The sequence below is a fragment of the Paenibacillus apis genome (assembly GCF_018333295.1).
Lineage (GTDB): Bacteria > Bacillota > Bacilli > Paenibacillales > Paenibacillaceae > Fontibacillus > Fontibacillus antibioticophila.
Genome location: NZ_BORS01000001.1, coordinates 61568 through 83584, shown reverse-complemented (window position 1 = coordinate 83584; position 22017 = coordinate 61568). Strand labels below are relative to the sequence as shown.

16 protein-coding genes and 1 tRNA gene are annotated in these 22017 nt (G+C 51.0%); 9 read left to right on the top strand and 8 right to left on the bottom strand.

Annotated features, from left to right (window positions below; genetic code table 11):
- Nucleotides 1–3: 3 nt before the first annotated feature.
- The 4 genes from KI362_RS00325 to KI362_RS00310 form a co-directional block, all read right to left on the bottom strand.
- A complete protein-coding gene (locus KI362_RS00325; protein ID WP_301624014.1) occupies nt 4–960 on the bottom strand; it encodes an ABC transporter permease in 957 nt (318 codons plus the stop codon).
- 306 nt (nt 961–1266) lie between these two features.
- Nucleotides 1267–2139 carry an IS3 family transposase gene (locus KI362_RS00320; RefSeq protein ID WP_301624624.1) on the bottom strand — a complete coding sequence of 291 codons (873 nt, stop codon included), beginning with the start codon at nt 2137–2139 and terminating at the stop codon, nt 1267–1269.
- A gap of 11 nt (nt 2140–2150) precedes the next feature.
- Nucleotides 2151–2447, bottom strand: coding sequence for a transposase (locus tag KI362_RS00315; protein ID WP_301624013.1), 297 nt, complete (start codon nt 2445–2447; stop codon nt 2151–2153).
- Between the two features lie 346 nt (nt 2448–2793).
- On the bottom strand, nt 2794–5865 hold the full coding sequence (locus KI362_RS00310) for a family 43 glycosylhydrolase (RefSeq protein ID WP_301624011.1): 3072 nt from the start codon (nt 5863–5865) through the stop codon (nt 2794–2796).
- Nucleotides 5866–5877: 12 nt separating this feature from the next.
- Here KI362_RS00310 and KI362_RS00305 point away from each other — a divergent pair, with 12 nt between their 5' ends.
- From KI362_RS00305 to mmsB, 7 genes are all read left to right on the top strand, one after another.
- Nucleotides 5878–6174, top strand: a complete 297-nt coding sequence (locus KI362_RS00305; RefSeq protein WP_301624009.1) for a hypothetical protein — start codon at nt 5878–5880, stop codon at nt 6172–6174.
- 293 nt (nt 6175–6467) lie between these two features.
- Entirely contained in the window at nt 6468–7469 is a 1002-nt protein-coding gene (locus KI362_RS00300; protein WP_301624008.1) for a substrate-binding domain-containing protein, read from the top strand.
- Nucleotides 7459–9441: a cache domain-containing sensor histidine kinase gene (locus KI362_RS00295; RefSeq protein ID WP_374705610.1), complete on the top strand. Its 1983-nt coding sequence runs from the start codon at nt 7459–7461 to the stop codon at nt 9439–9441. Before KI362_RS00300 ends, KI362_RS00295 begins: the two co-directional genes overlap by 11 nt.
- Complete coding sequence (locus KI362_RS00290) at nt 9438–10667, top strand: response regulator (RefSeq protein WP_301624005.1); 1230 nt, start codon at nt 9438–9440, stop codon at nt 10665–10667. Before KI362_RS00295 ends, KI362_RS00290 begins: the two co-directional genes overlap by 4 nt.
- A 263-nt stretch (nt 10668–10930) precedes the next feature.
- Nucleotides 10931–11992 (top strand): multiple monosaccharide ABC transporter substrate-binding protein, encoded by a 1062-nt coding sequence (gene chvE / locus KI362_RS00285; RefSeq protein WP_374705609.1) that lies wholly within the window; start codon nt 10931–10933, stop codon nt 11990–11992.
- Between the two features lie 90 nt (nt 11993–12082).
- The gene (mmsA, locus tag KI362_RS00280) at nt 12083–13642 is read left to right on the top strand and encodes a multiple monosaccharide ABC transporter ATP-binding protein (protein ID WP_301624001.1); all 1560 of its coding nucleotides are present in this window, start codon (nt 12083–12085) and stop codon (nt 13640–13642) included.
- Nucleotides 13617–14780, top strand: coding sequence for a multiple monosaccharide ABC transporter permease (gene mmsB, locus KI362_RS00275; RefSeq protein ID WP_301623999.1), 1164 nt, complete (start codon nt 13617–13619; stop codon nt 14778–14780). The genes mmsA and mmsB overlap by 26 nt, the downstream gene beginning before the upstream one ends.
- Before the next feature lie 207 nt (nt 14781–14987).
- Here mmsB and KI362_RS00270 read toward each other — a convergent pair whose 3' ends face one another.
- A complete protein-coding gene (locus KI362_RS00270) occupies nt 14988–15983 on the bottom strand; it encodes a serine hydrolase domain-containing protein (RefSeq protein WP_044479568.1) in 996 nt (331 codons plus the stop codon).
- A 647-nt stretch (nt 15984–16630) separates the two neighbouring features.
- On the opposite strand from KI362_RS00270, the gene KI362_RS00265 reads away from it, so the two are divergent.
- Nucleotides 16631–18091 (top strand): RtcB family protein, encoded by a 1461-nt coding sequence (locus KI362_RS00265; RefSeq protein WP_301623997.1) that lies wholly within the window; start codon nt 16631–16633, stop codon nt 18089–18091.
- Nucleotides 18088–19389 carry an AAA family ATPase gene (locus tag KI362_RS00260; protein WP_301623995.1) on the top strand — a complete coding sequence of 434 codons (1302 nt, stop codon included), beginning with the start codon at nt 18088–18090 and terminating at the stop codon, nt 19387–19389. The genes KI362_RS00265 and KI362_RS00260 overlap by 4 nt, the downstream gene beginning before the upstream one ends.
- An 88-nt stretch (nt 19390–19477) precedes the next feature.
- On the opposite strand, the gene KI362_RS00255 is transcribed toward KI362_RS00260, so the two are convergent.
- The 3 genes from KI362_RS00255 to KI362_RS00245 all read right to left on the bottom strand — a co-directional run bounded on the left by KI362_RS00255 (nt 19478) and on the right by KI362_RS00245 (nt 22001).
- Nucleotides 19478–19551, bottom strand: a tRNA-Pro gene (locus KI362_RS00255).
- Between the two features lie 107 nt (nt 19552–19658).
- The gene (locus KI362_RS00250; RefSeq protein ID WP_301623993.1) at nt 19659–21044 is read right to left on the bottom strand and encodes an ADP-ribosylglycohydrolase family protein; all 1386 of its coding nucleotides are present in this window, start codon (nt 21042–21044) and stop codon (nt 19659–19661) included.
- Nucleotides 21045–21047: 3 nt separating this feature from the next.
- Complete coding sequence (locus tag KI362_RS00245; protein ID WP_301623991.1) at nt 21048–22001, bottom strand: nucleoside hydrolase; 954 nt, start codon at nt 21999–22001, stop codon at nt 21048–21050.
- Nucleotides 22002–22017 lie beyond the last annotated feature (16 nt).

The window sequence follows — 22017 nt, the reverse complement described above, 5'->3', positions numbered from 1 at the left end:
CCCCTAGAATAATCCCTGGTCGAATTTCCGGGCCAGCGCGTTAGCCGACAGCAGCAGCACCAGACCGACAAAGGACTCGAAGAGACCCATGGCCGTGGTCAGACTGAATTGGGCCTTCTGCAGCCCCACTTTATACACATAGGTGCTGATAACCTCGGCTTTTTCCAGGACGGTGGGATTCTGCAGGTTGTAAACCTGATCGAAGCCTACCTCCATTAAGCGGCCCATACCCAGAATCAGGAGAAGAATAATTGTAGGACGCAGGCCCGGCAGCGTAATATGCCAGATCTGTCTCAGCTTGCCCGCGCCGTCCAAGGCAGCCGATTCGTATAAGCTGGGATCAATGGACGAAAGGGCGGCGAGATAGATAATAGCACCGAACCCCATTTCCTTCCACATCCCGGAGCCGATAAAGATTGCAACCCAGGATTGGATGCGGTACAGAAAAGGTACAGGCTCCATTCCCCATTGCTCCAGCAGCTTGTTGACCGTGCCGCCATCGATTGAAAACAAGGTGAGCACCAGCCCTGCTATGATAACCCAAGACAGGAAATGGGGCAGATAGATGATGGTTTGAATCCAGCGCTTCAGCCATCTTTTTCGAACCTCATTCAGTGCGATGGCGATAATAATCGGTGCAGGGAAACCGAAGATCAGATTCAGAATACTCAGTTCGAGGGTATTCCAGATGATCTGCAGCGTAGCGCTTGACTGAAATAATATCTTGAAATACTTAAGCCCCACCCACGGACTCGACAATATGCCATCGTGGAAGTTGTAATCCTTGAAAGCGATCACAAGTCCGCCCATAGGAAGATACCGGAATATCACGTAATACAGGATCCCCGGTACGAGCATAAGGAGCAGCGGGATATTCTGCCGAAATCTCTTGGTTGCGTAAAAGGCTTGTTTGGCCTTCGGTACACTGTCCGTTCCGGCGGTCACGGGTGTAATTGGCATGTTCTAACCTTCTTTCTTGGTTGATTGCTTTACGATGATGCTTATACTGTACCGCAGTCCCTTCGGCGCATACCTTAAGAATCTCTAGGTTTTTCTATAGATTTTTTGTTTTTCGCCACAGAAAAAAAGGGGAGGGCCGAAGTCATGGTAGATGATTGGGGACACCTTTTTCAATGTGAGGTTACGCTGTGCGTTGCCGAAATAAGTGCCGAAAGGCATTAAAATTGTTGGTGTGGAGCTCATGCGGGCGAAATAAGTGCCAAAATGGATCTCTGTCAAGATAGTGGACACATATTAAGTGAAAGGTTATGCTTCCCTTTTCTTTGTTTTCTTCTCAAAGCGTGCAGCAAATTGAACCGGTGACAAATAGCCGATTGCGCTGTGGATTCGTTTGCGATTATAGAAAAATTCGATGTAACGGTAGATCTCGTTGTACGCTTGCTGTTTGGTCTTGAATCTTGGATTGCAATAGATGAGCTCTTTCTTCAAAATGCTGTGAAAGGATTCAATACACGCGTTATCGTAACAGTTTCCTTTGCGACTCATGCTAGGCTTCATCTTGTAAGCTTGTAACCTTTTCCTGTACTCATCAGAGGCATATTGTGAGCCACGATCAGAGTGATGGATGAGCCCCTTGCCTGGTTGTTTTGCGTTGTACGCCGCGTCTAAGGCATCCAGGACTAGATCTGTGGTCATCCGGTCGTAAAGACGCCAGCCTACAATCTCACGGGTGCATAGATCTAGCATGCTGGCCAAGTACAATCGACCTTCGCGGCACGGAATGTAGGTAATGTCAGCAACCCACACCTTATTCGGTTTAGCTGTAGCAAATTTCTGGTCTAGCACATTTGGAGCAATCGGCAAGTCATGATCGGAATCCGTTGTCTGTACTTTATACTTCCTGGAGACACATGAACGAAGCCCGAGCTCCTGCATGTAGATACTAACTGTGCGCTCCGAAATCTGAATGCCTTCTTCCCAAAGCATTCTGGTAATCTTTGGGCTGCCATAACGCTTTTCCGTATCATGAAAATGGTAGGTAATACGTTCAAGCACTTTGGCCTTACGGCGTTCTTGCTCACTAGGCTCACTCTGTAGCCACTTGTAGAATCCGCTCCTAGATACTTGCAGAACCTTGCACATCTTCTCCAATCGAAACTCAGAGCGATGATCTTCGATAAATTGGAACCTTAGTTCTTTTCTTTGCTGAAGATGTGCAGAGCCTTTTTTAGGATGGCCAGTTCCTCTGCGAGGTCTTGCTTCTCTCGCTCAGCAGCCTTAAGAAGTTCCTCCAATTGACGGACTTTCTCTGGGTTAGTAATAGGCTCATTTTCAAACGAACGGTATTTCGTCATCCAATTTTTCAGTGTTCCTGTAGGTATGTTCATTTCATCGGCGATCTCCGGTAATGTCTTCGTCTGCTCTTGAACATACTTCACAGCCTGCATTTTAAATTCTTCATTGTAGCGCTGACGCTGCTCTCCCATAGCGGACACCTCTTTCATCGTTAAGTATATTATTGGGGTCACTTAACGCCGTGTCCACTTTTTATTCTAGGCGCAAAAGGCATTAAAATTTCTGGCGTGGTGCTCATGCGGGCGAAATAAGTGCCAAAAGGCATTAAAATTGCTGGCTTGGGTGCTCGTGAGGCCATTTTAATGCATAATGTCACTAAAGCTTCGAGGCTTGCCAAAACCAGCTAATACTTGTCAAGGTTTTTGTAAGTTTGGAGGTCGGATGGGTTTCCCTCGCTCCTCATTTAAGCATTGGACGCAAGAAACCAAGGAATCAAGCGAGAGAAGCCCGCTTAGCTCCTTGGTTTCTATATGAATGTTAGTTATCAGTAACCAGGACTTTGAAATCGTCGAAGTCAATGGAGGCATTGGCGTAGCCGTCGATGCCGAACAGCTGGCCAGTCAGCTTGTCGCCGCCGGTGTGACGGAAGCTATAGTCTGCGGCTGCCAGGACATCATTGATATAGACGGTATAAGTCTTGGCATTCCAGTTGGATACCATTTTAATGCTGTACCATGTATTCAAAGAGAAGTTCTGGACGGCTTTCTTAGTCCCGCCGTCCTGCACAATGATCTTATCCCTATCGAAAGCCGTGACCATAGAATAGTTGCCTGTGCCGCTATCATTTCTCACCATGGCGCCATTGGCATACTGGAAGCTGCTGTTTAATCTGGCGCGGTATTCAATGACGATGCGCTGATCCGCATCAGCCCTGACCTCGCCTACAAACGGCAGGAATAAGTTTGCCTTGCCCGATGTTGCGGTTGTGGTCAGCCGCAGGAACTTATTCCCGCCCTCTTCTTGCACAGCAGCGGCAGCGCCATTGGTCAGAGCCTCGATGGTAATGCCGTATGGGTACTTACCCGTCTCATCGCTGGAGAAATCCCGGTAGGCATTATAGGTCACGCCATTCTCGGTCAGGTTGAGCGAGCCTAACAGGGCTGCTTCCGCATCGGCAAGGCGATCCAGCGCCTCTTCAAACTGCTCTTTGCTTAGATCAGCGTCAGCGGACAACTCTTCCGCATGATCCAGCTCAGCCAGGAGAGCATTATACGCATCTTGACTATAGGTCCCCAAGCCTTCTCCCAAAGGATATGAGAAACTGACTATCCTGTTGCGCATGATATCTACAATCTCATCAAGCCCCCATCCCGGGATGACTTCTACGGAAACGGCAGCAGGAATCTCCTCGCCATTTATGGTTAACAGGACAGGCACCTGAACTATGCCAAGTGAGTTAAAGTTGATTCCTTCCAGGTTCCAGGTAACCTCGGCTGTGCTTATCTCCCCCTCGTAGTTGACCTCAACAACATCGGGCAGCTTGGGTGTCACTCCGGAGGGAGTCTTTACTTGAGAAAGAATCTGAGGAACCAGAGACGGATCCGAAATTACCGTCAAGTTGAACAACGCTTCCTTGCCGCCGTATGCGGCTTTGATCACCGTATCCCCCGTCCCGGCGGCGTAAACCTGACCGGTGACCGTAACTGTGGCCGCGTCGGTGTTGCTGCTGAAGTACGTGCCGTCAGCCGTCACATCCTGAACCTCATAGGTGTTGTAGCGTGCTGCTGCCTGCAGTTGCCCTGTGTGTCCGACGGTCAGGATGTTGTTCATTCCGCTGAGGGCAATAGACTGCACAGCCTTAGGTTCAGCGGCGACGGTAACCGAGGCTGTGGCCGTTTTCCCGTTATATGTCGCGGTGATCGTAGCGCTGCCTGCCTTGAGCCCCTTGACCCCAATCCCGTCAATATCAGCGACCTCTTTGTTGGAGGAACTGAAAGAAACCCCGCTGCCGATAGGCGAATAGGTAGTGCCTGTTACCGTATATACGGGCAAGCTGCGACTTTCACCCAATCCCAGTGTGTATCCCGGAGAATCGAAAAGAATTTCCGACACAACATCAAGCTTGAATAGATCCATGCTGTCAATTTCGGCAAGGTTGGCACCCGTCGAGAAACGGATGGTATTATTCCCTTGCTTAAGATAGACCTTCGCCGTGGAGGCTCCCCAACGATTCCAGCCGGAATGGACGATGTTCAATCTGGCGCCGGAACCGCCGTTGACCGACAAGATATGGGAAGCATCCGCCCCATTCGATGAACCGTTGGCATTGCGCACGGACAGTACATAAAATCCCTCCTCCGGCACATTGACCGTAAACTGGGCATAATCATTGGCGTTCTTGATATTGCCGATCTTCTTACCGTCGGAAGCTGTACTTTCCCGCCAGACTCCGGGACCCGTTCCGCCGTTGGGATCTTTCATCAACAGGGCCGCTTCCGCCTCATAGCGCTGACGCGCCGGCTCCCCTGAAGGCACGGCAATCGGTTGGTTCGGATCGACAGGCTCTCCCAGGTTTGGCGTTCCGTCCGCGTTCCAGATGAACTTTTGTGCGCGGACATTGCGGGTCCACCCTGATCCCGGCCAGCGGGCGGAATGGTAGATAATCCAGTCCTCGCTTCCGTCAGGCGAGGTGGTGAGGCTGTGGTGGCCCGGGCCGTAAACGCCGTTGGCGCTTGAGAAAATTGGTTCATCCTGTTTTACCCAGGAGCCGGGGTTCATCAAATCGTCGCCAATCGTGGCCGTGATCAGTCCCAGGCAGTAACTGTCCGTCCAGCTTCCGTTTGCGGAATAGACCAGGTTGATGGTGTTGCCGCGTATATTGACTTGGGGACCTTCATTGATCCTGCCCGGGGACGTCTCCCAATCATGCTCAGGCGTCGAAAGCAATACGCGTTGCGAGCTGATGGTCCGTGGATCGCTCATCTCCGCAATATATAGATTTTGGAAGCTTCCATCCGTGTCCTCCCAGCCGGACCAGATGAAATAGTGTTTCTCGTTTACCGTCAGCACCGTGCCGTCGATCGCCCAGCGGTCAGTAGAATCGGTGATTTTCCCTTTGAACTCCCAGGTTCCGGTCATCGGATTCTCACTGGCGTTCTCCAGCACGTACATGCGGTGGTTGGCGTTGGTTCCGTTGTCAGCCGCAAAGTAAATATACCATTTGAAGCTGCCATCGGTATCCTTGAGATAGTGCATTTCCGGCGCCCAAACGTTGGAGCTGTACATGGTGCCCTTAACCGGTGTCCAGGCCAGGCTCCTCTCGCCCGGATCAATGCCGGTGATGGTCTTCGCTCTGCGGATCATGATGCCGCTGGCGTTGACAAAGACATTGTAGTAATAGCCGTCCGTGTGCTTGTAAACATAAGGATCGGCTCCTACCTGCATGATAATATTATAGAAATCTGACACCTCCGACACCCCCGTTGTCGACGCCATCGAATCTGTCGCATCCGGCGTCCATTCTTCCGCCGCAGCCGCTCCGCTCCATTGCGGCAACATCAGCAGCACCGCGAGACAAAGCAGCAGATACCTGAATCTTTTCCTGAGCATTTGCAGTCCTCCTTGGAATCAGTTAGTTCTCTGCCTTCGCCAGGCAGATGGGACAAGGATTTCTCCGCACTCCATACTATCCAGACTACTTTTCTCCTGCTTATTTGCTTTATTGCCGACGCTCCGTTCGACCTTACTTCTTCGGCACCTCCAGATTCAGATTTTCAACCTACCCATCCGGATGAACAGATTGTAAGCGATTACAATACTGCCCGCAGGAAAATGCCGGTATATCACGCAGTGCAAGGATCCCCGCCCCCCGGCACGCTGTCCGTTCCGGCGGTCGCTGATGTTGTCGGCATGTTCTAACCTTCCGTCCTGGTTGAATGTGTATACTGTACCGCAGTCCTTCCGGTTCAAACCTTAAGATTCTCTAGGTTTTTCTATAGAATTTTTGTTTTTCGCTTTGTAAAAGGGCTGAGTTTTTTCAGCCCCTCCTCATAAAAGCATACGTAAGAAATAGGAAATCTGGGGAATAAGCAAATTTCCCGATAAATCCAGTCCTTCCTGTCAATTGAAAGAAAAAGGATGATATCCCCTGTGAATCATAGTATGATGATGGCGTTATCCTATCATTTGCGCATTGATGAAAGGGGTTTCATATGCGAAAAATCTGGATCGTCTATTTGCTGCTGATCGCCTGCTTTGCCTTCTATGTGCTGAATTACCGCGCGCAAAGCCAACTCAGTGATCAACGGAATGCAGGTGGCTTGCGGGGCAGCATGGACGAAAAATACGTCATGGTCACCTTTCAAATGGGCATCGACTATTGGAAGAGCGGCTTGAAGGGCTTTGAGGATGCGGCTCAAGCGTTGAACGTATCCGTTGAATATCGCGGCGCAACCCAGCGCGATGTCCATGAGCAGCGGACCGTTCTTGAGCAGGTCATTGCCAAGAAGCCGGCCGGCATTGCTGTCTCCGCTATGCATGCAGCCGAACTGACAGCCACGATTAATAAGGCTGTAGAGGTTGGGATTCCGGTCGTTCTCTTCGACTCCGATGCCCCCGGAAGCCGGGCTTACTCCTTCCTCGGCACCAATAACTACGCGGCCGGAGCCCGGGCCGCTGACAAGATGGCCGAGCTTACCGGCGGAAGAGGCAAGCTCGCCATCATCACCGTCCCGGATCAACAGAACCATTTAGATCGCACACAGGGCTTCGCCGACACCATAGCAGCCGAATTCCCTGAGCTAAGCGTGGTCGTTATCAAGAATGGCAAGGGAGACCCGCTCTTCTCGCGCCAGGCGGCGGAGGAAATCTTGCTGTCCTTTCCTGATGTAGCAGGAATCTTCACCACAGAAGCCAACGGGGGCATCGGCGTGGCGGAAGCCGTACGTGAACACAGCCCCTCTGCAGCAGGACCGAGAATTGTCAGCTTTGATACAGATAAGGGGACACTGGACCTCGTCAAGAGCGGCGACATTGACGCCACCATGGCTCAAGGCACCTGGAATATGGGATACTGGGCCATGCAATTTCTGTTCTCGCTTAATCATGGCATGAACGACACCCGGAATCCGGGTTCTTTGCAGGTCCCGCAGCAGGTAGATACCGGCATTACCGTCGTCACCCGGCAGAATGTGAATGATTATTATGCGAAATAGGCGCAGTGAACGGCCCTGGGAGCTCCGCCGCTTTCTGCTAAATAACTTGCCGATTCGCTATAAGCTGATCGTGCACTTTCTGCTGATCAGCATCCTTCCTTCCATCGGGCTGGGCCTGTTGACGAACTGGACGGTGGACCGCATCATCGAGCGGCAAATTACGGATACCACCCTGCAACTGATCAGTAAGGTGAACCATTCCCTGGAGGCGTATGTGGAAAATTTGCAGAACATAACCTATTTTATCTCGTTTAATCCCGAGGTACAGCGGTTTCTCGAAGTCCGGCCGGGGACCGTTGACGACAACGTGCCGACAACGGCCGCAGAGGATCGGGCCAGCGTGGCTGCAAGCCTGCCCTCCCCTCTGGCAGTCAGCGACACAAATACTCCTGAACAGTTGCTGGAAGCGGGCAACGAATATTATGAAATCCGCAAATTTCTGCAAGGCTTCACGACCCTGCATTCCGAGGTGGCCGGCATTCTGGTCGTGAACAGTCAGGGCCAGTATATCAGCAATGAAATGTATGCCCGCACGGAAGAAAGCTTGACCCGGGAAAGCTGGTATGCGGAGGCGATCCGGAACAAAGGGATTTTTAAAATTATTGGTCATCCCCATCACCGCAATGTCACCACACACGTTAATTATCAGGATAACGAGGTCGTATCCGCTGTACGGGCCATTCTTGATCCCGACACCCAGCAAGTCAAAGGCGTCATTCTCATCGACCTTAAGCTGCGTGTCATTGCGGAGACCGCTCAGGATGTGCGATTGGGCAAAACGGGCTATTTAACCGTGGTCGACGGCGAAGGCGAATTAATCTATGCTCCGCCCGACCCTTATATTGAGCAAATCCCGCTGGAGCATCTTGATCCTTCGGGATCGGGGACTTATTCAGAGCGAATCGGCGGCCGGGACTTCCAATTCGTCTATCGGCACGCCACATTCCCTGACTGGACTACGGTCGGCATCTTTCCCATGTCGGAATCGGCAGCCGAGATGCGGGAAATCCGCTTCTACGTCGTCAGCTTCGTTTTTATCGTATGCTTGCTGGGAATGACGGCTTCCTTCTACCTGGCCCACTCGATCTCAAGGCCTATTGGACAGTTGGCCTCCTTCATGCAGAAGGCTCAGTCCGGTGATCTGACGATTCGCCATTGGAGTGATCGAACCGATGAAATCGGCTTGCTGGGCCGCCAGTTCAATGCTATGCTGCTGCAAATTCATCGCCTGCTCTCGTTGACGGAATTGCAGGAGCGGCAGAAGCGGGAAGCAGAGCTGCGCAGCCTGCAAGCTCATATTAAACCGCATTTTCTCTATAATACGCTCGATACCATTCATTGGATGGCTCGCCGCCGGGGGGCTGAGGATATCGCCGAAATGGCGGAATCGCTCTCCAAGCTGTTCCGTATCGGACTAAGCAAAGGGAACGATATGATCCCGCTAAACGATGAGACCGAGCATGTCCGCAGCTATTTGCAAATCCAACATGTTCGCTATCAGAATAAGCTGGATTATACGCTGCGTATCGATCCGAAAATTCAGGATGTTCACGTCCTCAAGCTGATCCTTCAGCCGATCGTGGAGAACGCCATTTATCATGGAATTAAGGAACGCCGCGGACCCGGACATATCACCGTGGAGGCCGCTGAGGAGGGCGGCATACTGGTGATGACCGTTCGGGATGATGGCAAAGGGATTCCCCCGGATAAGCTTGCCGTCCTGCAAAGAAAGCTGCAGGCAGCCGCTACCGTCAGCTCGGAGGGACCGGAGAAGATAGCCGCCGCTCTGGATAGTGCAGGGGAGGAGCAGCAAGGCTACGGCATGATGAATGTCCAGGCACGCATTGCCTTGACCTTTGGCAGCAGATACGGATTAACGATCCAGAGCGAAGCGGGTCAAGGAACGACCGTTACAGTGCTGCACCCGATTATCCGGGAGAACCCGGCATGGATGGGAGGGAATGGAGTATGAGTGATTTTCGCTGGACGGTGCTGATTGCTGATGATGAGCTGATTATCCGTGAAGGTATTCGGGAAAGCGTCAATTGGGAGCAGCTGAGAATGAAGGTGGTGGCGGAGGCCGAGGATGGCGAGGAGGCGCTCGATTTAGCTCTGCGCCACAGCGTACACATTCTGTTGGTCGATCTGAACATGCCGATCATGAACGGCATTGAACTGATGAAGCAGGTGCGCGAGAAGCTGCCGGAAGCCAAGCTCATTATTATTACCGGTCATGATGAGTTCACCTATGCCCAGAAGGCCATCCGCTTGCAGGTGAAGGACTACATCCTGAAGCCGGCCAATCCGGCTCAATTAGAGAAGGTGCTGCGGCAGGTTCGCGGCGAACTGGAGGAAGAAGCCGCCAAGCAGCAGCACTGGAAGACCGCATCCCGCCAAATCTCGCGAAGCTATCCCTTGCTGCGGGAACGGTTCTGCCAGGAATGGATGGAAGGCGGCCTGACGGAAGCGGAAATTTTAGAGCAGTTGCAGTTCCTGAAGCTGCCGGAGACCAGCCCCGATTGGCTGGGGGTCATTCGCCTGCCCGAAGCGGGCGGCTCTCCCGCCGCTCTGAAGGAGGATGAGCGCCAGCTTTACTGGTTTGCGGTAGAGAATATCGCTAACGAGTGGCTCGCTCCCTATCCCAAGGTCATGTTCCGCGATCCCTTCGGGTTGCTGGTCATCCTGCTCTGGAACTTGGAGGCGGAGAAGGACTTCCACCGCATCGAAGCCTCGGTACGGACGCATCTGAAGATTGCCGCAGAGGTTCACCTTGCGGAAGGCACCCGCAGCGTATTGGAGCTCCCATCTGTCTATCGGGCCAGCAAGGCTGTTGTAATGAAGGAGGTTGTAATCTCCCCTCTAGTTCGAAGAGCCAAGCAATATATGCTGGAGCATTATGCCGATAGTCAGCTTACCTTGGAGGGCATGGCCCTGGATTTGCAGGCCTCTCCCGCTTATTTGAGCCGGATGATCAAGCAAGAGCTCGGCACAACCTTCGGCAGCTATCTCACGCAAATCCGGCTTCGCCGGGCCAGTCGACTGCTCACATCCACCCCGCTGAGCATTGCCCAGATCTCCGAGCAGGCCGGATACGAAACCCAGCATTATTTCAGCACCGCATTCAAGCGCGCCACCGGCATCTCCCCGATGCAATATCGCAAGGGCGCCTTCGAGAATGAGTCTGAGGAAGAAGAATGAGGCGCGGGGAACGGGAGCTTTTTTCCGTTCCCCCGTTCCTCTCTCCCCCTTATCCCCCTACTCCACTATCGCCATTTCTCCTCCACTCCCCGGGTCCTCTTTTTAAACAATCCCCGTCCATTCCATTTCCAGAGAAAGTAATAAAATTATAAAAAGAGTAGTTTCTATGTAAATACGACCTCCCCCTTCCCTTGCTATACTCTCTCACGAAAGCGTATTCATAAAATGTGTAGGGGGAATGAGTTTTGAAGAGATCATTAGCAATGATGCTGGCACTGGTGCTTATGCTGGGCCTCACGGCTTGCGCAGGCGGAAGCAGCAAGGGCGCAAGCGGTAAGGGTACGGTAGGTATCGCGATGCCGACCAAATCTTCAGAGCGCTGGGTTGGCGACGGTAACAACATGGTCAAGGAGTTTGAGGCGCTGGGTTATGACACCGATCTCCAGTATGGAGAAGACGTCATTGAGAATCAGGTATCGCAAATCGAGAACATGATTACCAAAGGCGTTAAAATTCTCGTCATTGCCTCCATCGACGGCGGCGCATTGACCGAGGTCCTGCAAAAGGCGCATGACCAGGGCATTCAAGTCATTGCCTATGACCGCCTGATCATGAATAGCGAGTATGTCGACTACTACGCTACCTTCGATAACTTCCAGGTCGGCGTGCAGCAGGCTTCCTACATTGAAGAGAAGCTTGGACTTAAGGATGGCAAGGGACCATTCAACATCGAGCTGTTCGGCGGATCACCGGATGACAACAATGCTTATTTCTTCTTCGAAGGCGCCATGTCTGTTCTACAGCCGTATATAGACTCCGGCAAGCTGGTCGTTCGCAGCGGCCAAACCAAGATGGAGCAAATTGCTACACTTCGCTGGGATGGAGCCACGGCTCAGGCACGGATGGACAATTTGCTGAGTGCACACTACTCCTCGGAGAATGTGGATGCTGTCCTCTCCCCTTATGACGGCATCAGCATCGGCATCCTCTCCTCGCTTAAAGGCGTAGGCTATGGCTCCGGCAGCAAAGCGCTTCCGATCGTGACCGGACAGGATGCGGAGCTCGCTTCCGTAAAGTCCATTCTTGCCGGAGAACAGACGCAAACGGTGTTTAAGGATACGCGGGAGCTGGCTAAGAAGGCAGTGTCCATGGCTCTGAGCATCCTGGAAGGCTCGGAGGCCGAAGTCAATGATACCGAAACCTATGACAACGGCGTAAAGGTTGTTCCATCCTATCTGCTGGAGCCTCAATCGGTAGATAAGGACAATGTGGAAAGCCTGCTGGTAGAAAGCAAATATTACTCGAAGGAAGAACTGGGCCTCTAAGTGAGTCCCCGAGCATGCCCTAGCGGCGGACGGTTTATTATCACTGCCGCCGCTATTCATAACTATCAAGGAAAGGCCGGGTGACGGCACTTGAGCGGGACGATTTTGGAAATGAGGGACATTACCAAGACGTTTCCGGGCGTTAAAGCGCTCAGCAACGTCAACCTTAAGGTAACAGAAGGAGAGATTCACGCCCTGTGCGGAGAGAATGGGGCCGGTAAATCCACGCTGATGAAGGTGCTCAGCGGAGTATATCCGCACGGCTCTTACGAGGGCGAGATTTTCTTTGACGGGCAGCCCTGCGAATTCAAGGATATCAAGCAAAGCGAACAGGTCGGCATCGTCATTATCCATCAGGAATTGGCCTTGATTCCCTATCTGTCGATTGCAGAGAATATTTTCCTGGGTAACGAGCAAAGCAAACGGGGACTGATCGACTGGAACGAGACTACGATGAAGACAAAAGGGCTGCTGCATACGGTGGGGCTGGACGAATCGCCAGCCACCCGTGTGCTGGAGCTTGGGGTCGGCAAGCAGCAGCTGGTGGAGATTGCCAAGGCTCTGTCGAAGCAGGTCAGGCTGTTAATTCTGGACGAGCCGACGGCTGCGTTAAACGAAGACGATAGCGAGAACCTGCTGGCCCTCATTCTGGAGTTGAAGAAACAAGGCATCACATCGATTATCATCTCTCACAAACTGGGCGAGATCAGTCGAGTGGCTGACACGATTACCATTTTGCGTGATGGTCAGACGATTCAAACCTTGGACATGAAGGCAGACCAGGTCACGGAAGACATGATTATTAAGGGGATGGTTGGTCGGGACTTGACGCATCGCTATCCCGTTCGGACTCCCCAAATCGGCGATATCATCTTCGAGGTTCAGGACTGGGAGGCCTATCATCCTCAGCAGGAGGAGCGCAAGGTGCTGGACGGCATTAATCTGAACATTCGCCAGGGTGAGATTGTCGGCATCGCCGGACTGATGGGAGCAGGCCGGACCGAGCTGGCGATGAGCATCTTTGGCCGCTCTTACGGTCGGCATATTCAAGGCAAGCTGTTCCTGCACGGCCGGGAGGTTCGCTTTGATCATATCAGCCAAGCAATTGAACATGGAGTAGCTTATGTTACAGAGGACCGCAAGCAATATGGCCTGATCTTAATCGACGATATCAAGCGTAATATTTCGCTAGCCTCATTAGGCAAGCTCTCTCGCCGGGGCGTCATTCAGGAACAGGAGGAAGTGCTTGTCGCCGAGGAGTACCGCCGCAAGCTTAACATCAAAACCCCGAGCATTTTGCAAAAAGCGGTTAACCTGAGCGGCGGCAACCAGCAGAAGGTCGTATTGAGCAAATGGATCTATTCGCAGCCGGAGATATTGATTCTCGATGAGCCTACTCGCGGGATCGATGTCGGAGCCAAGTACGAAATTTATTCCATCGTGAATCAATTGGCTGACGAGGGTAAGGGTATCTTGTTCATCTCCTCCGAACTGCCGGAAATTCTCGGGATGTGCGACCGGATCTACGTCATGAGCGAAGGCCGGATCACCGGGGAGGTCCGCCGCGAAGACGCCACGCAGGAAGTGTTAATGAAATCCATGACTCGAGGCAGGGGGGAGACAGATGCAAGCAGTCAGCGAGCTCTTTAAGAAGAATATTCGCCAGTACGGCATGATTATCGCTTTAGTCTTCATCACAATTTTATTTCAAATTTTGACCGAGGGTATTCTGCTCAAGCCGCTTAACATTACGAATCTGATCTTGCAAAACAGCTATATTCTGGTGCTTGCCATTGGGATGGTGCTAGTCATTATTACCGGGCATATCGACTTGTCCGTCGGTTCCATCGCCGCGTTCATCGGTGCGCTATCCGCCATCATGATGGTGGATTTGCAGCTGCCGGTGTATCTCGCGGTCATTTTATCCCTGGCAGCCGGAGCGCTGATCGGGGCCTGGCAGGGCTTCTGGATCGCGTATATCAAAATCCCGGCTTTTATCGTCACCTTGGCCGGCATGCTCCTGTTCAGGGGACTCACCATGATTGTACTGGGCGGCCAGTCGATCGCACCGTTTCCGAAAGCCTTTCAACGCATCAGCTCTGGCTTTATCCCGGACTGGCTTGGCGGCGGCGAAATTCACCTGCTTACGGTGACGCTCGGTATATTGCTGTCCGTGCTCTACATCTGGCAAGAATTCAAGGACCGCCGCACACAGATCAAATACAACTTCGACACGGCACCCATCTGGATGTTCACAACGAAAATTGTGCTGCTTGTGGCCGTCATTAACATTTTCACATTTGTACTCGCTACCTATAACGGACTTCCGAATATTCTCATCATCCTGTTCTTCTTGATCGTCATCTATTCCTTTGTTATGAATCGGATGGTAGCTGGCCGGCATATTTATGCCATCGGCGGCAATGAGAAGGCAGCCAGCCTGTCGGGGGTCAAGACGAAACGGGTGACCTTCTGGGTATTCGTCAACATGGGCGCCTTGGCCGCCTTATCCGGCCTGATCTTTGCAGCCCGCCTGAATTCGGCTACACCCAAGGCTGGCATCAACTTCGAGCTCGATGCCATCGCAGCCTGCTTTATCGGCGGCGCCTCCGCTTCCGGCGGGATCGGTACCGTCATCGGTGCGATCATCGGCGGCCTGGTTATGGGCGTGATGAACAACGGCATGTCCCTCATCGGACTCGGTGTCGACTGGCAGCAAGGCATCAAAGGCCTCGTCCTCCTGCTAGCCGTAGCCTTCGACATCTACAATAAGTCGAAGACGAATTGACGGATCGGGGGATATACTCAAAAGGAGCTGGGCGAGAAATGGTCGCCTGGCTCCTTTTAAATTCAAAGCACTGTTTCCACCGTTCAAATCTACATGGTCAGCAACAATCTGAGTACTGTCGTTTTCCTGATCCAATTGTAAAACGCAATATCACAACGTATTGATGATGCAATCTCGATAACGCACTCGCGAGTGTCTACAAATTCATCAATTAGAATAGAGGTTGTTATTTATATCCCTCAGTAATTCCCAAACATTATCCCCATAGTTACTGACTAACACAACCATCAACTGTTGTGAAATATCATAAGATGTAATAAAGCTCACGCCTGGATCACTGCCTTGAAAGTATGGTACAAAGTGACTATTTGTTTTTCTCAGCCAGATCCCATAACCATAGCATCCATCTTTTCCGCTATGATTTGAAAGCATATTTTTTGTCATTGATTCTGAAAGTAGTTGGTATGACAACAAGCAATTCCAGAACGATTCGATATCGGCCACAGTTGTAAATGCACCTCCAGCACCAGTCCCCTTGGCATCTACGCTGAATATATTAGTCCGATACGTATTACGTCGTTCATCGTAAATATAGTTTGCAGCACATTTTGCAGGCAGCATGTCGAGCTCATAATACCCCGTACTATACATTTCACACGGTTTGAAGACTTGATCAGTCAAATATTTATCAAATTCCATTCCTGTTAGCTTCTCGATAACAAGAGCCAATACAACAAACCCTGTGTTGTTATACTGAAATCTACTACCACGAGGATACATCATTGGTTTATCAACAAAGAGTGGCAGCAAATCTTGATTAGAGCGTATTTTATAATTTGGAAAGTCGATCCAAAGCTCTTCATATTCACTCATCACAGATTCATCAAAATAGTCTGGAATACCTGAAGTATGCGTTAACAATTGTTTGATTGTTATATTAATGTCTATTTGCTTAAGATCAATATCAAGTATCTCTCCAATGGTCGTTTCAAAAGCGAGTAAACCTTTTTCAATTAGTTGCAATATTCCAACAGCGACAAACACTTTACCTGCTGAAGCTGTTGCAAACTTTGTATCAAAATCGTTACTTACTTTATTCTGTAAATCGGCATAGCCCGCTGCTTTTTTCAATATCACTTCGTTGTTTTTAGTGATCACAGCACAACCTCTAAAATTGCTGTCAAATAGACTGTCTAAATTCATCTAATAACTCACTCCATTTCCCTCACTCGACCTGTCCAGCATCAGGCCTAATCGTTGCCTCCAGTATACAATCTTTAGTTTAACTTATATAGAAGGAGAAATTAGTAGCTATTAAAGATTATTCTAACGTAAAATCCAGCTGTTTTGGAATGTTTAATCCCCTTTTAAAATAAAGAGTATATTCGCCAGGTTCCCAGTCCAAATTTTTCAATCTCATCTCGTCCCATCCTCCAATAAAAGGGTTGACATGGAAAAAGATGCTGGCGTAAGATAGATTACATTATGAATGAAGGGAGGTTGAAGGCAATGATGGCAGTTTATGGCGCTCGGTCGTTTAGTTTTTTTGGTGTAAATGCAATTTCATATTCTGCTCATCGTTTCTTCAGCCTCATACGGGAGACATAGGAGATATGTGACTTATCAAGGGTACGGTTTTGATGTTCTCTGGTATGTCACTTTACAGCTATGGTTAAAGAAGGAGCGGCTGTCAGTTACCTGACAGCGAATTCTTTTGTAAAGATTCACACAAAGAAGTCATGGGCAACAGGCCTATGGCTTCTTTTCTTGTGGCCTATGAGCGAAGCGCGACTTCGAGCAAGATATGTACACTTTATGAAATGAATTTAGAAAGGATTAATAAACAATTTATGAATACTCAAATTTATGGTACAGCAATAGATGAACAAGGCGCCTTTCGTCACGAAGTGAAGCTGCCTTCTGGCGATCTGACGGTTTACGCGACACAGCAGCTTTTCTCATCACTCGATTACAAGGTATTTGACATGGCAAACAACAATTTGCAAATCCCGGACATTCGTTATATGAGCTATACTCCGGACGTACATGTCGGTGTTGGTACTTGTATCGGTACAACGGCGGTATGGGATGCGCGGAGCGGATATGTATCTCCCAGTATTGTAGGCAGTGATATCGGCTGCGGCATGCGGGTGCATATGACTAACCTGCACAAGGATGATCTTAAAGACGTGAAGCTGCGGCGTAAATTGGTCAAGGCCATTGAAAAAGTGTTGCCGATGGAAGCCAATCAGCGAGGACATTATTCCGATATTCGGCTGGAGCATATTGTACGCAAAGGACTGCATGGACTGCCTAAGAAATATATTCCGGACAGCTATACTCCCAAAAAGCCCACTTCATTAACGCATGTGGAGAGCAGCAAATTCGCCTTCGATGAAAGTGTGCTGGAGCTTGTGCCGGACATGACCTGGCATCGGGCGCATAGACAGCTTGGTACGCTGGGGGGCGGCAACCACTTTGCCGAGATCCAGGCGATCGAAATTACCGAGGAGAACCGGAGCATCGCGGAAGCTTGGGGCTTGTCCGACGGACAAATCGTCGTCATGATCCACTCCGGGTCGCGGGCCTGGGGGGGATATGTTAGCCAAATGAGCTCATCAGCTATCCTTAAGGTGATGCAGCGCCACGGATGGGGAACCTCTGATCCCAAGCTGATCTTCGCTCCCTTGGAGCATGCAGAGGGCAGACATTATGTGAATATGATGTACTCTGCACTTAACTATGCGGTAACGAACCGCCACCTCATTGCTTATGCCATGCGCGAAGCGTTCCGCGAGGTGTTTGGGTCAAAATGCGAATTCAGCACATTGTACGACTTGATGCATAATTACGCCTGGGAAGAGCATCATCCAGAGCAGGGCAGGGTATTCGTGCATCGCAAGGGGGCAACCCGGGCGTTGCCGGCTGGTCATACTGATAATCCGAAGCCATATTTGACAACCGGACACCCTGCGCTTATTCCCGGTTCGATGGGGACAGCTTCCTATATCATGGTGGGACAACCGGGAGGTGCTGACAATTATTATTCCATTTGCCATGGAGCAGGCCGCATCCGCTCGCGTACAGCGACAAAACGCTTGGTGAAGGTCGAGGACTTCGAAGCAGCGCTCCGTGTAGGAACCGAAGATGAAATTGTTGTTAACCAGCGTTCACTGGAATCCATCCTGGATGAGTCGCCGCAAGCGTACAAAAATGTGGATGAAATTATTGAAAGTGTCACGGGAGCAGGATTGGCTCAAGTTGTCGCCAAATGCAAGCCACTTGCTGCCGTGAAGGGGGCTAAGTCATGACATTACAGAATTCAAACAGACCACAAAGCATCTCCTCTATTTACGCGCTGAAGCCTCATTCCGTGGAAGCGATTGAAGGCTATGCCACCTATGCTCATTTGATTAGCGGTATTATTGATGCGCTCTATTCTCGCTACGGAATACGCTATGAGCTGTTTGCCAGCGATGATCCGAACAATGAATACTGGAGTCTTCTGGAGGAGGATCTTCGCTCTGAGAGCGAAGATGTGGAACTGGTGGCCCGGGTGTTTGAGGACCTGGAGCTTCGCACCTTCCACTACGATGATGAGGGCGATGTACCTGCGTACGGAATGCAGTATTCATTGCGAAACAACGTATTTGCATACCCCAAATTGGGGGTAGCTCTGGCGAGAATTCCATTCTTCCGCTTAAATGGCGTCTATACAGAGGATTTTGTGTTTGCCGCCAGCGAAGAGCAGATGAAGCGATTCCTAAGCACGGTGCGCGAGCGTGAACGGCAGCAAAATATGAAGCGGGTGACGGTCTTTACGGATACCCGCAACGGCATCGAGCGCCAAGGCGAAGCCATCACCCGGACGGTTACCCGGGACCAGGTAGTGCTCTCAGAAGAAATCAAGCAGGATATCTTCCATGCGTTGGATCAATTCTTTGAGGAGGATCGCACGTTTTACCGCCAGTTTGATATTCCCTACAAACGGGGAATTCTGCTGTATGGACACCCTGGTAACGGTAAGACTACCTTGGTGAAATCCATCGCTGGGAGTATACCAGGTCCGGCAGCCTACTGGCAAATTACCGAGTATACGACGAGCGAATCGGTGCGGGAGGTATTCGATGCTGCGAAACGGCTGGCTCCAATGGTTCTTATTATTGAAGATATCGACTCCATGCCGGAGGGCGTTCGCTCCTTCTTCCTGAACACACTGGATGGGGCTACCTCCAAGGAAGGCATCTTCTTGATCGGTACGACAAATTATCCTGAGAAAATTGATCCTGGACTCATGAACCGGGCAGGGCGGTTTGATCGCGCTTATGAAATCAGCATGCCCAATGAAGCTCTGCGTGAGCAATATCTCAAGCAACGGGGATTTGACCTGTTTGCAGGGGTAGAAGGAACACTGGAAGCGGCGCGGCATACAGAGTCCTTCTCACTGGCCCAGATGGGCGAAGTGTATGTGAGTGCTGCGCTGGAGTGGCATCGGCAAGGATATGTGGATATAGCTAAACTGATTCAGTCACTGCGCGAGGAACTGGACAAGGGCCATAAGCGCCAGTGGCTGCAGCAACCGGGGCAGGGCCGGGTTGGTTTCTTTTGAGTCGTTGGAACAGACAAATTTGGAATTAACGAAAAATGACCACTTCTACATTACACAAGAAGTGGTCATTATTTGAGAATCGGAAAAATCGGAGTAGCGGGATTCGAACCCACGGCCTCACCCACCCCAAGGGTGCGCGCTACCTGACTGCGCCATACCCCGATACTGTAACTCATTCCGAATCTCTATCCTATTCATTATAACGTATAGGCCAGCAACCCTACAATATGTGGAAGCATTCCAGATGCCTCTTCGTCTTCAGGCTAAAGCTAAACCTTCTGCCGCAGCTTCAAAAACACCTGATAGCTGCGCTCTGCCAAGGAAGAGATTGAAACAGGATCAAAACCAATTAAGTCCGCATAGAGCGTATCATTTAATGGCTCGGTCCAGCTTGAAGGCAATTGGTCCGCACCTAGCTTGGCTCCCATAATAGAGCCTACGGTTGCTCCATTACAATCGGTGTCCATCCCGCCATATACCGAGGTTACGACTGCCTTTTCAAAATCGTTCCCTCCATAGATAAGCGAGGCCGCCACCAAAGCCGCATTATTGTTACTGTGAACCGGATCATAATGACTAAATTCATCCCAAATTCGGCTCACCAGCTCACGCTCGCTTTTGGCCTGATGCGCGATCTCAATTCCCTTGATGACATCCGCCGCCAGACGGCTGGTCTTTGGAATTTCACTAAGTCCAATCTCAAGCAGCTTCTCATTATCCTGCTCTGCAAATGCCGCAGCAATCATGGCTGCGTTAAACATGGCTGCATAGATGCCATTCTTTACATGTGAGAAGGAAGCATCCCGGTAGGCCAGCTCCGCCGCCAATTCCGGATTTCCCGCTACCCCGTAGGCCAGACCGTCTACGCGAATCGCCGCCCCGATCCACTCCCGATATGGATTCAGGTACATTCGCACGCGCTCTTGCCGAAGCTCCCAGTCCTCCGGCTTGTCCCCTTTCAAATGAGACGTCTCCTGTGCAAAGTTCATGTAAGCTTGTGTCTCGGCAGTGCATACCTGGCTATAGGTCAATCTGCTGTGCCACAGCTTGCCCACATCCCATGAATCAAAGTCCAGGCCCTTTTCCTCCAGCAGCAGCAGGCCGAGAATCGTGTAGCGCAGATCATCATCACTTTCCATATATTTAATTTTGTCCGATGTGCTTACATGGGACCATTCGCTTAATCCAAGCCCATATTGCTCTGCTGCCCGGGAATATCCCGGTGTATAGCCTTTAATCGGCCAGGCGTCCGCGCCGCGGAACCACAGCTCCACATTTTCCCAGCCCGGACGGCCGTCCTTCCCATACAAGTAGTCCCAATATTCGAGCGGCTTGCCCAGCGCACAGCCTACAGATCTCCCGAGCCAGGCGCCGTAGAACTTGTTGCGCCACTCCGCTTCACTCCAGACGGCCTTCAGCTTGCGCGGCCCTTCCGGGCGCAGACTTCTGATCTCATCCCATGCGGTCGGTTCATGATAAGGAAAATCTTCTGCAACAGGAAGCTGCATAATCTCATGATAGAATTGCATCAGCTTCGTCTCATCCTTGCCGGCCAAAGCAAGCTTTTCCTGAAATCCTGCTACATTACAGCCCTCCTCCCTACGCTGCATCAGCTCGAAGGCCATCATTTCCTGCAATCTTTCCCAGCCTGCCACAGCCTACACTCCTCTCGCAGCAAGAAGCTGCTGATCCAAACGTGCCAGGGAATCAAATAGCAAATTTATAAATGCTGTCCGGTCTACATCAACCAGCACCTCAACATTAGGCGCATGTTCTGTTTTTTTGCGTTGGTCGGCTACGGTCATTCCTCTCGTCTGCTTGCCCTCCGTCTCCACCGTAACATGCAGGTGTCTGGACTGAAATAACTCAGGGTGCAAAAGCCAGGCGACGGCACACGGATCATGCAGCGCATTGCCGACGTACCCCATCTTCTTCCCATAGATCGAGTAAAAATCAAGCAGTTCTCCCACGAGGACAGATACCGGGCCACGTCTTTTCAACTCCTCAATTTCATCCTCAAAAATAGCTGCCTTGTCCGTCACATCCAGACCGCTCATGGTAATCGGAATCCCTGATTCATAGACAATCCTCGCCGCCTCCGGATCAACATAAATGTTGAATTCCGCCGTCGAGGTTACGTTGCCATAGCTAATCCCGCCGCCCATTAATGAGATCCGTTCGATCTTATCCTTCACCTCTGGATAGGCAGTAAGCAGCAAGGCAATATTGGTCAACGGAGCAAGCGGAACAAGCGTAATCTTATCATCACTAGACCTGATAAGCTCAAGCATAAACTCTACTGCGCCCTGGTCCGTCGGCCGGGCGAGACTAGGCGGAAGCACCGGGCCATCCATGCCTGATTCACCATGCGCTTCTTCCCCCGTAACCAGCTTGCCCAGCAAGGGACCTGCCGCCCCCTTGGCTACAGGAATATCGGCCTCAATAAAGCTGAGAATTCGCAGCGCATTGTCTGTTATCTTCTCTAAAACCTGATTACCGCCTACCGTCGTGATCCCTCTTATGTCCAATACATCCCGGTGTGCATAGGCGAGTAAAATCGCAATAGCATCGTCATGGCCTGGGTCGCAGTCAATAATAATCGGTGTTGCCATATATCATCACGCTCCT